We start from the raw sequence: 14,507 nt of genomic DNA on the forward strand, positions 1-14,507 counted from the left end.
TGGTTGGCACTTGCGTTGTATCTGTAATTTCAATAGTTGTATTAAAACAGCATGAAGTGGCAACAAAGGGGATCAAAAATGGCAAACTGCTGAGCAATTGTGGCAAAAAAATGGCAATTGTGTTTTTAACCGTACTTAGCGCAAAAACTTCGCTATAGTGCGCCTAAGTCAATATGAGTAATTAAAAAATGAAAAAAATAGCTATCATTGAAGATGAAAACGCAATCCGCGAAAACTACATAGAAATGCTGAGCGCTCAAGGCTATCAGGTGAGTGGTTATGAAAACCGCCCTCAAGCAGAAGCGGCCTTTAAAGAAGCGCTTCCCGATTTAGCCATTGTTGATATTGGTTTAGGCCATGAAATAGATGGCGGCTTTTTACTGTGCCAGACACTGCGTTCACTGTCTAAAACCTTACCAATTATTTTTTTAACCGCTCGCGACAGCGAAATAGACACCGTATGTGGCCTGCGCATGGGCGCCGACGACTACTTAACCAAAGACATTAGCTTAGCCCATTTAGCTGCGCGTATTGGCGCGCTATTTCGCCGTATGGAAGCATTAGAGCAACCCGCCGATGCTAACGCACTGATAACACGCGGCCAACTAACACTCGACACGCAACGTATGCAGGTGCTTTGGCAACACCAATTAGTTGATTTAACCGTGACTGAATTTTGGATGCTGCATTCACTCGCTCAGCGACCAGGGCACGTTAAAAGCCGTAACGATTTAATGAGTGATGCTAAAATTTATGTAGATGACAGCACCATTACCTCGCATGTAAAACGTATTCGTAAAAAGTTTATAGCACTCGATAGCCAGTTTGACTGTATAGATACCGTGTATGGCATGGGCTATAGGTGGGAGCAACCCACATGCTGAGATTTGGCCTACGCAGTAAATTTATCCTACTTTCGTGCTTTTTGTTTTTGTTGCCATGGCTTGGCTACGAATATGTATGGGAAATGGAAAAGTTTTTACGCCAAGGCCAAGAAAAAACGTTGGTAGGCACTACACGCGCACTGGCCACGGCCCTGCATGAACGCCCCGCTTTATTTGACGAACAAACCAACTTTTTAGATCAGGTGGTAAAAGGCCGCGATCTCTATGCTTATAATTTAAAAAGCCCGATTCAGCTCGATGGCAAACTCAACGACTGGGACGCTTATCAATCGCTGTTTTGGCTTTATGATAAACGCTACTTACAAACAGCCAATGATAACCATCAACTGCGCGACTTATCATTTAGCCACATGGTGGGTAAGTTTGATAATTACTTATATGCAGTATTTAAAGTCACAGATGATGCTTTAGTTTACCGTGCTAAAAATAGCCTCAGCATTACCAATAACGATTACATAAAAATTGGCCTAAAAAATCCTGATGGACAATTTAATACTTATATTATTGCTCCGCGCCAAGATGGCTGGGTCAACGCATTTGATGCCTACAGTAAAATGCCTTTTACTAAAATTCAGGGTTTCTTTAAAAAAACTGAAACAGGTTACAACCTTGAGCTGCGCTTTCCTTTGAGTATGCTTGGCAATAAACTGGGGTTTGCCATTGCTGATGTTGATAGTAAACAGCCAAGCCAAACACCTAATATCATGTCTACATCCAACTTAAATAACCCAAATGATTTAGGCTCAGTACTGGTGCCCTCCCCTGAAATAAACCGTATATTAAAAGGCATGGGCCACAGCGGCAGTCGCATTTGGGTGGTCGATAATCATCACCGTGTTTTAGCGCAATCGGGCAGTATTCAAAATGCCGATGGCGTATGGGCTGATGGGCTAAAAAATCAAGCGCCAAAAACCGCATGGCAGCGCTTTGAACAGACCTATTTGCATCCTTTGTACTATAAAATTTTAACCCGTCCCGAAGATGAGTTTATAGACACCCTACACGATGTCGCCTCAATGCAAGGCACTCATTTAGCCAAAGCACTCAAAGGCCAACCGGCCTCGTCTTGGCGACTCACCCCCGATAACAAAGCGGTAATATTATCGGCCGCGTATCCTATTTGGATTGAGGATAAGGTTATTGGCGCAGTTATAGCTGAAGAAACCACCAATGGCGTGCGCACACTGCGTAATAAATCGCTGGAAAAACTATTTAATGTGATTTTAGCGGTCATGTTAATTGGCACAGTCACTTTGTTCTTTTTTGCCTCACGTATATCAAGTCGTATTAGGCGACTACGCGATACAGCAGAGCAAGCCATTGATGCACAAGGGCGGATAACAGGCTATATAAATTACAGCGATGCCAATGACGAAATAGGCGATTTATCGCGTAGCTTTTCAAATATAGTGAGCCGACTTGGAGGGTATACCGATTATTTAGAAAATATGTCGTCGCGCTTATCTCATGAGCTGCGCACGCCGGTTGCTGTTGTACGTTCATCACTTGAGAACTTACAAAGCTTGCAGCAAAGTGAACTGAGTCAAAAATATCTTGAGCGTGCCAGTGAAGGAGTTGAGCGTTTAGGAAAAATAATTACCACCATGAGTGAAGCAACCCGACTTGAGCAAAGCATTCAAAGTAATGAGTCTGAGCCGTTTGATTTGCAAAAGGTGATCAATGGCTGCATGCAAGGCTACCAGCTAACTTACCCTAAACAGTTATTTACATTGGATATACACCAAGGTGAATTACCCATGATAGGCGCTCCCGAATTTATAGCCCAACTACTCGATAAGCTAATAAATAATGCCTTGGAATTTAGTGAAGCCAACACCGCGATTGAAGTCAGTCTGAAGCAAAGCGAAAACAAAGCAACATTAACGGTAAGTAATACAGGTACTTTATTGCCTGACGGACTTACTGAACATATTTTTGACTCTATGGTATCGGTGCGCAGCCAGCAAATGCAGCAACAACCGCATTTAGGTTTAGGACTTTATATTGTCAGGCTGGTGTGTGATTACCATAACGGTACAGTAACAGCACACAATAATGAGCAAGGCAACGGTGTGGTGTTTACCGTGAACCTGCCTTTAAATAATTAAACAAAAAGCGGTTTAATTATAAACCGCTTTATTTTAAAGCTTTGCAGTTACAATTTAATTCACACTCAAGTGTAACGATTCACTTTTAATTCATTCGCTCAGTCTTAGTCTACTCACCTAGGAGGAGTCAAAATGAAAGAGTTACTAGAACCCGAAGAAATAGAGTTTATTCTCGATTTATATCGTCCTAATGCAGCCAATAACCATGCTCAACAGGGCGCGACTAAAAAGCACAAGGTAAGTAATAAACAAGCCATGCAAGCTGAGGCTTTAGCTCGTAGTGCTTAACGACACAAACCTTACAAGTTAGCCATTAAGCTGTAAAAACGCTTTAATACAGTCTATTTCTGCCTGTTTGACCGTTTCGCCTATTTCAGGGCCTTTTTTACCGCTTTTAAGCGCATCTTGCACTATCTGTTTTTTATCCATTTTTTGTAGTTCATTGTGAATAGCACGTAATTTAGCGGCTTGTGGGTAGGGCTTATCTACCAGCGTTTCGCCTCGTCCTTGTGCATCACACTGGCACGCTTGAGTAAAGGCAATAAAACGCTCTGGGTGCACTAGTGCATTTAAATTAGTGACGATTAATTTATGAATGGTTTGCGGCCTTAATTGTTCAAGCGTGTGACAAAGGGTATGGTTATCACTGGTAAGCACGCCGATATCGCGAAAGCGATTAGGCACTTTTAGCCGCTCACAAAACGCCTCAACTACAGCAACCCCTTCACGTTCATGGCCGCGTAAATTACCGCGTTTTTTATAACTGAGCGCTTTACCAAAATCATGAGTTAAAGCAGCAAACCGGGTTTCTAGGTTAAAGCCTAAATCGGCTGCTCGTCTAAGCACTAGCATGGTATGTACAAACACATCGCCCTCGGGATGATGATTTGCAGGCTGCGGAGTGTTTTTCATCTGTTCAATTTCAGGAAAAATACCTAAGCCATCTAATGCTTGAAAATAAAGCTCAGGGTGTTTTTCACCAAGCGCTTTTTCTGTTTCTAACCACACGCGCTCAGGCACTAAATGTTCCAGCTCGCCTTTATTTTTAAGCTCCTGCATTAATGCAGTAGTACTTGGATGAATAGACCATTCACTACCATAACGGGCTAAAAAACGGGCAATACGTAATACCCGAACCGGGTCTTCTACAAATGCGTGTGTGGTGTGGCGCAGTATTTTATTTTTTAAATCATCTTGACCATTAAAAGGGTCAATAACAGTGCCGTTTTCGTCAAGTGCCATAGAGTTAATGGTTAAATCTCGGCGTGCTAAATCTTCTTCAAGGGTTACGTTTGGGCTCGCATCCACTACAAAGCCGGTATAACCTTTACCACTTTTACGCTCAGTGCGCCCTAGTGCATATTCTTCTTTAGTGTGTGGGTGTAAGTAAACGGGAAAATCACTGCCAATGGGTAAAAACCCAAGCGCTTCCATAACCTCTGGCGTTTCACCAATAACAACGTAATCGTTATCTTTTGATTGTATGTTTAGCAGTTTATCTCGCACTGCCCCGCCAACTAGGTAAACTTGCTTTAAGCTTTGTTGCACTTTATCCCCAACCACTACTTTTAAGGTTTTCTTTGATGTTAATCATACCTAATCGCAATTTAAAAATCAGTGTTGTTTGCCAAGCTTTAGTAAGCTCATTACAATAGTGCATTATTTTTTATACCTCAACTCACCTTAACTAATGAAAAAACACTCAGCAAAAAAAGAACTTAGGTTACTGCCCATCCTTTTGGTGGTTATTATTATGTGTGTTGCGGGGCATTTTTTGCTGCAAGCTAATTTTCAAGACAGTCATTTGGTTGAGTATTTGTTAGCTGCGATTCCATTTGCTATGTTTGGCTTAGTGATAGTGGCCTTTAAAATGGCAGCTAAAAGTGAACAACAAGAAAGTGATGAGTAAATAAGTTACTGATAGTTTTTTTCTGCTTTAGTGACTTTATATAAATAGCGTCTTGATTCCACTCGAGAGTGCTTAGTGGTGAGAATGTTATAAAACTGGCTTGAAGTAAGCTGATTTATTTGTGAAAACGCCACACTTCTATTTTTATTAAATATACGCAATACATTACCCGCCCCACCGTTATAAGACGAGATCATGGCAAAGTGCTTACTTTTATCGGTATTAATTTTATGTAAGTAATTATTTTTTAAAATACTTAAATACGCGCTGCCAATATCAATATTATGCTTTGGATTAAACAACATCGCTTTGGTTGGCTGCCCAGGTACTTTTTTAATTTTTTGATACACATCCCGCCCTGCAGTTGCGGGGATCACTTGCATTAATCCATATGCGTTTGATGAGCTCACCGCATGTGGATTAAAGCTACTTTCGGTTTCAATAATGGCATAAATAAGCGCTGCCGATATTTGATATTTTTTTGCAGCCGCCAGCACATAATCACTGTACTTTTGCTTTCTTAAATGAGCATTTTGCTCTACTAAATCAAAACTAACTGACGAAATAAGATGTCCATATTGTCGTTGCTTTTTTAAGTTATTATTTACTAAATAACGCGCAAATCGATTAGCACGCCAGCTATATTTTATTGGTAACTTATCTTGGTCGAGTACTTGTTGGTATAAAAACGGTTCGCCTTCTAATATGGGGGCTTCGCTGGTAAAAATATCGGTTTTATCGGGGTCGCTGGAGGTCAGTAGGGTCATAACAATGGCCTGCTGTAACAAGCTTATTGTATTTTTTAACGCGATGGTTTCTACTTTTACAGTGCCTTGCTCAAAATCAATAATGGCACGAGCTTGATAATCATTGCTGTATTTAACGTATTTTTTTGCACTAGGCTGTTGCGTATTTTGCTTACCCCACTTGCGCCCAACAACGCTTTCTAATGCGGCTAAAAGCTGCTTTACGCTACCAACCTGCGCTTTAATAGAGCGCTGTGTTTTTTGAGCTTGCTTGTGAATTGCAACCACATTAGTCGGGTCGTTTTTTACTTGCTTTACCAGTTTATTTAAATCAACAACGGGCGGTAAACCCGACAGTGATTTACAGCCACTTAAGCCAACTAGCAAAAGTATAAACGCATACTTTTTCACACAATATCCAAACAAATGCTTAGCAACTATAATACATGATAACCGAACCAGTCCGGTTTAATTGGTTGTGCTTGGCCGCTTGGGGTTAGCTTAATATTAAGCTGGCTATCGAGTAAATCAATCGCAAAGCAGTCATCAACATCATATAAATCATCTTTATGAAGATGACTCAGCCCTGCTAATAAGTCATTTTTAGCGCGTTGTTTTGCTTCTTCACTACTACTGGCAACATACAAAGCAAAGTCGTGTTGCTCTGCCATTGAGTCGCTTCTGTAAGCACCTAAGTTAACAAAATAAAGTTGCTTATTTTGCTCTACATAACTATCAACTACCTCGATTTTATAACCATCAATGTGATTAACCGCCATGTAGCTATCCATGTGTACACTGTTTTTATCACCCACCCATTGGCTTTTTAGCTTGGTATAGGTTTGCTCAATATTTTGGCCTACCACAAAACGTACGTCGTGCATTTCTATGTGACAACCTTGAATGCGTCCACCTAAATACACCATGAATAACTGCATGCTCACTTCCTTTTAAAAACCAAATTAAATTAAACTATCTACGTCAATCTCATGCTTTTTAATCAACTTATAAAAATCAGAACGATTACGCTTGGCAAGTTTGGCGCCTTCTGCCACATTGCCTCCTGCCATTTTCAGGGTATTAATTACATAGTCTCGTTCAAACTCTTTTTTAGCTTCATTAAGTGATAATGGCTCAACGTTGCTTTCATTACTGTTTAGGGCACTAAGCACTAAATGTTCAGAAATAACCTCACTAGGAGTCAACGCAACCACTTGCTCCACTACATTTTGTAATTGACGTATATTACCTGGCCAATCATACCTTACTAGGGCATGCATGGCATCGTTTGCAAAGCGCTTTTCTTTTTGCTCCATACGCTTTGCGATGTTGGCACTAAAAAAGTTGGCTAATAAGCTAATATCTTCACGGCGTTCACACAGCGGGGGCAACTTTAAGTTTACGACGTTTAACCGGTAGTATAAATCTTCTCTAAACTGTTGATTACTAATCGCTTCAGGCAGGTTTTTGTGGGTTGCAGAAACAATTCGCACATTAATAGGAATTTCTTCTTGAAAGCCCACTGGGCGAATGGTTTTTTCTTGCAGCACACGCAACAACTTAACTTGTAAATTAAGCGGCATATCACCAATCTCATCTAAAAATAAGGTACCGCCTTGCGCTTGCTGAAATAGGCCTTGGTGATCTTTTACAGCTCCTGTAAATGCCCCTTTTTTGTGACCAAATAGCTCTGATTCTAATAGCTCACCAGGCACGGCCCCACAGTTTATTGCCACAAATGGACCATCACTAACATGGCTATGCTGATGAATCGCCTGCGCAAGCAGCTCTTTACCGGTACCGCTGGCACCAGAAATAAGCACGTTAACTTGTGTAGGCCCTAATAGTTTCACTTGCTCCAGCAAATGCAGCATAGCGCCACTGCGGGTGACAATATTACTTTGCGGGGCGACTTCATCATTATTAACCCCATGTATCTCAATGGCTTTAGCTAGGCTGTCAAACAGCTCATCTTTATCAACGGGTTTTGTGATAAAGGCAAAAATACCTTGCTTGGTGGCCTCTACCGCATCAGGGATAGATCCATGAGCCGTCATCATAATAACAGGCAACGCAGGGTAGCGGTTTTGCAGCTGTCGGTGCAGCGCCATGCCGTCCATTTCATCCATTCTTAAATCGGTGATCACCGCATCAAACACTTGGTTTTTAAGTAGTTGTAATGCGTTCATACCACTATCACAGGTCGTTACTTCATAACCCTTTGATTGAATTCGAATCGCCAGTAATTGCAGCAAGCTGGCATCATCATCAACGAGTAAAACTTTAGCACTTGATGGAAGTGTGACTGACATAGTTACTGCTCCTTGGTTTCTTCACGTAGTAAAAGTTGCTGTTCAATTGCGGCTAATGACGACAAGGTTTTTTGCATTTTGGCGTTCAATGCTTGCTGTTGTTTTTTTGCATCTATTTGCATTAATACGTGCTGTTTTTGCAGCCACAAATAGTGCTTTATATCATCGGGCCAATAGTACGCCTGATCCAGCTTAAGCAATTGACTCATAACAGTATTTGGGTCACTACTAAGCTTTAAACATGCTGTACTAAAAAACGCTTTTAGTGCTTGCTCCCCTAAGTAGGTTTCATTGCTAGGCGCTAATTTAAAACCACCGCACTTATTGGCATGCCAAGCAATAACTTGCGCTGCAGAGGGATATATTGGCTCTGATTTTGGCCGAGGTTTGGGGTTTGGCTGATTCGTTTTGCTATCTGGCTGAGAGGGTACATTTAATGCTGATTCACCCTGTGTTTGAGTGTTTGTTATTTCACACCCAGATAAAAAAACAAGACTGCTGGTTAGCCATACAATAGCCATTAAACGCGCAGACATATTATTTAACTCCTTTATTTTTATAGGGGATGACAATGTTAAATCGACAGCCTTGCGGCTCATTATGCTCAATTTTTAGTTGCCCATGTAACTGTTCAACTGACTCTTTGACTATAGTAAGACCTAAACCACTGCCTTGTAAGCTAATCTCTTTAGTATGTTTACCTTGATAAAACGCCCCAAAAACATGATCTTTTTCATGCTCTTTAATACCACAGCCCTCATCAGCTACCTGCATATTTAGGCCGTTATTTTCTAAACTCAAGCTGATAGTAACGACTTGGTTTGGCTGAGAAAACTTTAAGCCATTGGAAATTAACTGAATTAAAATCATTTCAATTAACTCCCGTGGCAAGCTAAGAGAAATATTAGGTAAGCTATTGTGCCAAATAAGCGATTGTTCTCGCGCATTTAAGCGATGCTCAAAGTGGTTATTTACTTTTTTTATTAGTTGCTTAAATTCCACTTCACTGACGTTGTCTTTACTGGTGCGAATGGCGTTATAACTCAACAAGCTGTCTATCATGGTACGAAGCCTCACCATCGATTGGCTGATCAGCCCAAGTACTGCTTTTTGCTCGTTATTAATGGGGCCAACGATTTCATCGGCTAGTAATTCAGTGCCCTCAACCATAGAAGCCAAGGGGGTTTTTAATTCGTGAGTAACGTGGCGTAAAAACGTATCTTTTTGTTGTTCTAACATATGCAGCTGAGCTTGCACCCACTGCAACTTGTTACCTAACTCTATGAGTTCAGCTGATCCCTGCACCGATATTTTTTGCTGCCAATCTCCTTGGCCTAATTTATCAATCACTGAGGTTAAGCTTTTTAAGCGCCCGCTTATGCGCCACAAAAACCCGCCACCAACAAGTAGCGTTAAAGGCGTAAGTGCAACCAACCAGTTTATAAAGGAAGCTTGTAAATTTGTGAGCCTAATTTGGTTTTGAGTGATTTTGGCTTCATTTTCCTCACGTAACCACAATGTTAGCTCCGCTAATATTTCGCTGATTGGCACAAATAACTCAGCTTGTTGACGCGCTTCAACCACAAGTTGAGTATGCGCCGTTTGCAAAGTATCCGTTAGCCGTTGCCATTGGTGTGTATTTGCTTGGTTATTTGAAAGCTGTTTTAGCTCATTGATGTTTTGCAATGATGATTGCCATTTATCTACGATTAGCTTATCGAGTGAGTCGCTCTTTAATACCCAGTTTTGTCTTGTTGCCCTTTCTAAACTATTAAGCTCTTGCTTAAGCAGATTAAACGACTTAGTTACTTGGTAATTATTACTCACAATTTGCTGAGTGACCGCTAATTGCTTATTTAATACATTTAAAAACACAATAACCACTATAGATAAGGGCAACAGCGACAACAGCATGCTCATTACAAATTGGCCAATTAAATTGGGGCGCCAATTTATCAATGCTTTATATTTTTCAGCCATGACTGCGGGCATACAAAAGTCCTTTACTATTTTTAAACGTTCTATTATTAAGCGCTCAACTTATACACTCGCTGAACCATCAAGGATAAAAAGCCCTGCTGTCTCTAAATAGCGACAAGTTAAGCAATTGATTTAAAAAATTTTAAACGCTTATAACTGCAAAATTGTTGCATAAAACACACAGTTACTTGTAAAAATTACGCACCAATCATCACAAAAAAACATAACTCACTGATTATTAATAAAAATAAATATTGGCATTATTTTTGTTATGAGAACATTAATATTAATCTAAAAAGAGCCAAGGAATGTTCAAAAACAATTTACAGAACGCTGCACTTATCGGTTTGTGCCTAACCAGTACTCATTTATTCGCCCTTGATGTAGATGCTGAATTTAATCGTTTAGACAAAGACAGTAATGGCACATTAAGTGAAGCTGAAGCAGGTGAAGATGCTTTATTACATGAGAACTTTGCACAGATAGACACCGATGAAAACGGACTCATATCTCTAAACGAATTTAAGCTGTTTATAAAATAAAGGAGTACATTCATGAAACAACTAATTGGTGCTTTTTCGCTCCTATTTTTAGCTATTAGTGCCACCGCACTGGCATCGCCATTAAATGTACGTTTTATGCATTTAGATAAAAATATGGATGACCAAATATCGCTTGTTGAGGCAAAGCAAGATAAACAATTACTTAAGCAGTTTGCCGATTTAGACAAAGATAATAACGAGATGATTTCTAAAAAAGAATTCCAAAACTTTAAACCTTAAGTTTAGATTCAAGTTTAATCTATTAGTATAGAGTTAAAAGCACTTGCCATAATCCCTGAGGGAGTGTGTAAACGGATTTAATGTTGGGATTTAAATTATGGCAAGTGCTTTATTTCATTACTGCCAGCAATTAAAATATGCCTTGGAACGCCAACCATGAAAATACAGCTTCTCCTTATTGGTGCTTTACTATTTGTTAGCCATAGTGCCTGTGCACTTGATGTAAAGCAACGCTTTGAACATCTAGACACTAACAACGACGGGTATTTAACCCATAGCGAGCTTGCTGCTCAGCCTCAGCTATTAAACTCATTTTCAAATTGGGATGAAAATCAAGACAACAGAATTTCTTTAACTGAGTTTAAAAACTATCTAACCACCAATTTGTACTGAGTATTTAGATGAAACCTATCTGCCATATTATTTTACTAACGCTTACTGTTGTTAGCTGCATGAGCTTTGCGACAAATAGCTATATTGCCTCAGAATTTGAAAAACTTGACCGTAATCAAGATGGCTTTTTAACTCGTTCGGAAACTGCCAGTGATCCTGCTTTATGGTCACGTTTTGGCAGTTACGACCGTGATAAAGACGCACAATTGTCATTAAGCGAATATAGTTTGTACGCCAGTAAATAAATAGCTCCCTCAAATAAAGCCTAGTTAATTAGGCTTTATTTGAGAAGATTAAACAAATTCTGTCCTGTTAACACGCAACCTATCCTACCCTGAATTTGCTTGCTCTAGCTAAAAGCTGGGCTTATTCGACTATTAATAAATTATGCTATTGGTATTCTAAATTTGAGTTTGCTACTGTGATAGTACAAATAATAACAACATACCTTTTATGCGACTCAATAAATTAATTAAACCGGTATTACTAGCAAGCCTCTGCGCCTTATCTAGTGTGGCAATTGCACAAACGAAAGTAATATATAATGCCAATGGCTACACCCCTTTATACAAAGGAAAAATGCGCCACGGCGAAGTAAATACATTTACAACCTTAGTCATAAAAGATGGCAAAGTTGTAAAAACAGGTCCTGACAGCTTAAAAAATAGCTTCCCGGGCGCAACCCTAATTGACGCCAATGGAAAAACCTTATTACCAGGGCTCATTGATGCCCACGGACACGTAATTGGCCTGGGTGAAAACTTGTCACAGCTGGATGTGCGCGGCGCAAAATCGGTAGATGAAATAACCGCTAAGCTCAACGAATTTGCCAAAGGCAAAGAAGGTTGGATTATTGGTCGGGGCTGGAACCAAGAGCTATGGTCCGACACGCGTTTCCCTACCGCTGCTGATTTAGACAAAGTCGTCAGCGACCGCCCTGTTATTTTATCGCGAGTAGATAGCCATGCTATTTGGGTTAATTCAAAAGCACTAGAACTTGCCAATATTAATGCTGACACACCAGCCCCAGCAGGTGGAGAAATTATAAAAGACGAGTTTGGCAAACCAACCGGTATTTTTATAGATAAAGCAGAAACCTTGGTTACTCAACATATGCCTGCAACATCTGCGCAATCGGTTAGCAATGCATTAGATGCCGCAGGTAAACATTTATTAAGCTTAGGCATTACCTCAACCCACGATGCAGGTATTGATAAAACCACGTGGCAAGTTTATAAACAGCGCGCTGAGTTAGGTACATTACCGCTTAGAATTGTAGCGATGTTAAGTGCAGCAAGCCCAGATTTAAACATGATGCTTAAAGCGGGTCGGTATCAAGATGCTCAAGATTTTTTATCTATTCGCAGTGTAAAAATTTATGCTGATGGAGCCCTAGGGTCACGCGGTGCCGCGCTTATTGAAGAATACGCAGACAGAGCAAACCACTTTGGCCTAATGCTTGAAACCCAACAAAAGCTAGAACAATTATTTACACTCACTTTTAAAAGCGGGTTTAGTGCAAATACCCACGCCATTGGCGATAGAGCAAATAAAATTGTGCTCGATGCCTATCAAAATGTATTTAAGCAAACCGGTGGTATACTACTGCGTAATCGCATGGAGCATGCACAAATAGTTTCGCCGGAGGATATACCGCGCTTTAAAACCCTGAAAATAATTCCATCAATGCAACCTGTGCATGCTACATCTGACATGCATATGGCAGAGCAGCGTTTAACCGATAAACAACTCCAAGGCGCATACGCTTGGCAAACATTCTTAGAGCAGGGGTCGACTATTGCAGCGGGTTCTGATTACCCTGTCGAGCTGGCGAACCCGTTTGATGGCTTATATTCTGCCATTACACGTATGGATCATAATCAATTGCCTGAAAATGGTTGGCGCGCCAGTGAAGTGTTAAGCAGAGAAGATGCATTACGTGCGTTTACCCTTGGCGGCGCGTATGCAGCGCATCAAGAGTTTAAGCTAGGGAGTTTAGAGCAAGGTAAATGGGCTGACTTTATACTGGTTGATCAAGACTACTTTAAAGTCCCCATTGAGCAGCTATACAAAACTCAGGTGCTGCAAACGTGGATTGCGGGTACGTTACGCTACGAAAAAGATGCCACAAAAGCGGAGTAATTAAAAACAAAAAAGGGTTAACTTGCGTTAACCCTTTTTTGTATCAACTTTTGACTGACGATATAGCTTAATAATGTGATAAATATTAACCAAAGCCAACAAGCCGTTGGTAAAAGCCACCGGCACTGAGCCTATAGCCGCACCGTAAAAAGTAAACGCAATACAGCCCAATAAATTAAACCAACGTAGTTTGGTTACATCAGTCATGGTTAATGATATGACTAATAAGACGGATGCTAAATAACCTAAATATTCCCAACTCAATTGTTCTCTCCTAGGCTTTAGGTTAGTATTACGCGTTAAATTTTAGTACATTATTAAGCTACGCTACGAAGTAGTTAAAATAAAAAAGCTAACTTACCAATAAAACCTTAAAATATACTGGTTAATACCACAATTTTTAATCATTACACGGAAGAATGAAGGTCATTTAACGCTATTAATTATATTAACGGCGTGGGCAAGTTAGCATAAATTCTTAATCTTAATGCTATCGTCATTAAGGTGTAATAAATAGGACAATTGTCCGAAGAGCATGATTGATGTTTCAATACCATTTTTCCAGTTACCTTGTTGATCAACTGCTGACGTTTGCCGGCAGTAGTTTTCAGCAATCAAAAAAAGAAATATTAATACAGCAAGACCAACCGTTAACTAAGTTGGTGTTAGTGCGAAGTGGAACTGTATCGTTTAGTTACGATGTAGGTAATGGCAGGCGCCTGCTTCTTGGCCAACTCGACTGTAACAATACCCTAATTGGCGAAATTGAAGCACTTAATAATAACCCCTGCATTTACACGGTAACCTGCTTTAGTGATGTCACGTATAACTTGATTGAATTAAAACATTGGCGCGCATTATTGCTCGATAAACCCGAGCTAAGCTTATATACGGCGCAAACGATTGCGGCTAAGTTTCAAGAAAATCAAAAAATTAATTTAGATAAGCTGTTACTGCCGTTGAGCTACAATATTGCCAAAGACTGCTTATTACGTGCAGAGAATAACAATCCCACCTTGTTACGTGCTTACCCTACGGTAAATGCAGAAGCTGAGCGCTTTGCAACCACTGAGCGTGCATACAGGCGTGTAGTGAGTGAGTTAGTAGAGAAAAACTTAGTGCAAAGAAGCACACAAGGACTACAAGCTGTCGATATTCCCAAATTAAGTGACTATGTAGATAGCTTTGCACAGCTTTAAAGACAATAAAAAAGGCCACTAAGGCCTTTTT

17 protein-coding genes are annotated in these 14,507 nt (G+C 40.3%); 10 read left to right on the plus strand and 7 right to left on the minus strand.

What is annotated here, in order from left to right:
• Window positions 1-188: 188 nt before the first annotated feature.
• The 3 genes from pdsR to ABZP26_RS12850 all read left to right on the plus strand — a co-directional run bounded on the left by pdsR (window position 189) and on the right by ABZP26_RS12850 (window position 3,301).
• Entirely contained in the window at window positions 189-884 is a 696-nt protein-coding gene (gene pdsR, locus ABZP26_RS12840) for a proteobacterial dedicated sortase system response regulator (protein WP_368485033.1), read from the plus strand.
• The gene (gene pdsS / locus ABZP26_RS12845) at window positions 878-3,013 is read left to right on the plus strand and encodes a proteobacterial dedicated sortase system histidine kinase (RefSeq protein ID WP_058155177.1); all 2,136 of its coding nucleotides are present in this window, start codon (window positions 878-880) and stop codon (window positions 3,011-3,013) included. The genes pdsR and pdsS overlap by 7 nt, the downstream gene beginning before the upstream one ends.
• 132 nt (window positions 3,014-3,145) lie before the next feature.
• On the plus strand, window positions 3,146-3,301 hold the full coding sequence (locus ABZP26_RS12850) for a hypothetical protein (RefSeq protein WP_010387666.1): 156 nt from the start codon (window positions 3,146-3,148) through the stop codon (window positions 3,299-3,301).
• A gap of 18 nt (window positions 3,302-3,319) precedes the next feature.
• Here ABZP26_RS12850 and ABZP26_RS12855 read toward each other — a convergent pair whose 3' ends face one another.
• On the minus strand, window positions 3,320-4,561 hold the full coding sequence (locus ABZP26_RS12855; RefSeq protein WP_058155521.1) for a multifunctional CCA addition/repair protein: 1,242 nt from the start codon (window positions 4,559-4,561) through the stop codon (window positions 3,320-3,322).
• 142 nt (window positions 4,562-4,703) lie between these two features.
• Here ABZP26_RS12855 and ABZP26_RS12860 point away from each other — a divergent pair, with 142 nt between their 5' ends.
• On the plus strand, window positions 4,704-4,922 hold the full coding sequence (locus tag ABZP26_RS12860) for a hypothetical protein (RefSeq protein WP_058155178.1): 219 nt from the start codon (window positions 4,704-4,706) through the stop codon (window positions 4,920-4,922).
• A gap of 5 nt (window positions 4,923-4,927) precedes the next feature.
• Here the strand turns inward: ABZP26_RS12860 and ABZP26_RS12865 are convergent, their stop codons facing one another.
• The 5 genes from ABZP26_RS12865 to ABZP26_RS12885 are packed head-to-tail and all read right to left on the minus strand — an operon-like array spanning window position 4,928 to window position 9,972.
• The gene (locus ABZP26_RS12865) at window positions 4,928-6,079 is read right to left on the minus strand and encodes a murein transglycosylase domain-containing protein (RefSeq protein WP_368485034.1); all 1,152 of its coding nucleotides are present in this window, start codon (window positions 6,077-6,079) and stop codon (window positions 4,928-4,930) included.
• Between the two features lie 26 nt (window positions 6,080-6,105).
• Window positions 6,106-6,606 (minus strand): DUF1543 domain-containing protein, encoded by a 501-nt coding sequence (locus ABZP26_RS12870; RefSeq protein ID WP_024602371.1) that lies wholly within the window; start codon window positions 6,604-6,606, stop codon window positions 6,106-6,108.
• Window positions 6,607-6,630: 24 nt separating this feature from the next.
• On the minus strand, window positions 6,631-7,980 hold the full coding sequence (locus ABZP26_RS12875) for a sigma 54-interacting transcriptional regulator (protein WP_013465725.1): 1,350 nt from the start codon (window positions 7,978-7,980) through the stop codon (window positions 6,631-6,633).
• 2 nt (window positions 7,981-7,982) lie between these two features.
• Entirely contained in the window at window positions 7,983-8,516 is a 534-nt protein-coding gene (locus ABZP26_RS12880) for a hypothetical protein (RefSeq protein ID WP_368485035.1), read from the minus strand.
• A 1-nt stretch (window position 8,517) separates the two neighbouring features.
• Entirely contained in the window at window positions 8,518-9,972 is a 1,455-nt protein-coding gene (locus ABZP26_RS12885; protein ID WP_368485036.1) for an ATP-binding protein, read from the minus strand.
• Window positions 9,973-10,268: 296 nt separating this feature from the next.
• Between ABZP26_RS12885 and ABZP26_RS12890 the strand changes: the two genes are divergently transcribed.
• From ABZP26_RS12890 to ABZP26_RS12910, 5 genes are all read left to right on the plus strand, one after another.
• Complete coding sequence (locus ABZP26_RS12890; protein ID WP_013465728.1) at window positions 10,269-10,502, plus strand: cag pathogenicity island protein Cag25; 234 nt, start codon at window positions 10,269-10,271, stop codon at window positions 10,500-10,502.
• Between the two features lie 12 nt (window positions 10,503-10,514).
• Window positions 10,515-10,742, plus strand: a complete 228-nt coding sequence (locus tag ABZP26_RS12895) for a hypothetical protein (RefSeq protein WP_024602367.1) — start codon at window positions 10,515-10,517, stop codon at window positions 10,740-10,742.
• 156 nt (window positions 10,743-10,898) lie between these two features.
• Window positions 10,899-11,135: an EF-hand domain-containing protein gene (locus ABZP26_RS12900; RefSeq protein ID WP_016900452.1), complete on the plus strand. Its 237-nt coding sequence runs from the start codon at window positions 10,899-10,901 to the stop codon at window positions 11,133-11,135.
• Window positions 11,136-11,143: 8 nt separating this feature from the next.
• Window positions 11,144-11,380, plus strand: a complete 237-nt coding sequence (locus ABZP26_RS12905) for a calcium-binding protein (RefSeq protein ID WP_024602366.1) — start codon at window positions 11,144-11,146, stop codon at window positions 11,378-11,380.
• A gap of 208 nt (window positions 11,381-11,588) precedes the next feature.
• On the plus strand, window positions 11,589-13,277 hold the full coding sequence (locus ABZP26_RS12910) for an amidohydrolase (protein ID WP_064663478.1): 1,689 nt from the start codon (window positions 11,589-11,591) through the stop codon (window positions 13,275-13,277).
• A gap of 27 nt (window positions 13,278-13,304) precedes the next feature.
• Here the strand turns inward: ABZP26_RS12910 and ABZP26_RS12915 are convergent, their stop codons facing one another.
• Window positions 13,305-13,541, minus strand: coding sequence for a YgjV family protein (locus ABZP26_RS12915; protein ID WP_024602364.1), 237 nt, complete (start codon window positions 13,539-13,541; stop codon window positions 13,305-13,307).
• A gap of 278 nt (window positions 13,542-13,819) precedes the next feature.
• Here ABZP26_RS12915 and ABZP26_RS12920 point away from each other — a divergent pair, with 278 nt between their 5' ends.
• The gene (locus tag ABZP26_RS12920; RefSeq protein WP_013465733.1) at window positions 13,820-14,476 is read left to right on the plus strand and encodes a Crp/Fnr family transcriptional regulator; all 657 of its coding nucleotides are present in this window, start codon (window positions 13,820-13,822) and stop codon (window positions 14,474-14,476) included.
• The last annotated feature ends 31 nt before the right edge of the window (window positions 14,477-14,507 follow it).

The sequence above is a fragment of the Pseudoalteromonas sp. SD03 genome (assembly GCF_040937955.1).
Lineage (GTDB): Bacteria > Pseudomonadota > Gammaproteobacteria > Enterobacterales > Alteromonadaceae > Pseudoalteromonas > Pseudoalteromonas tetraodonis.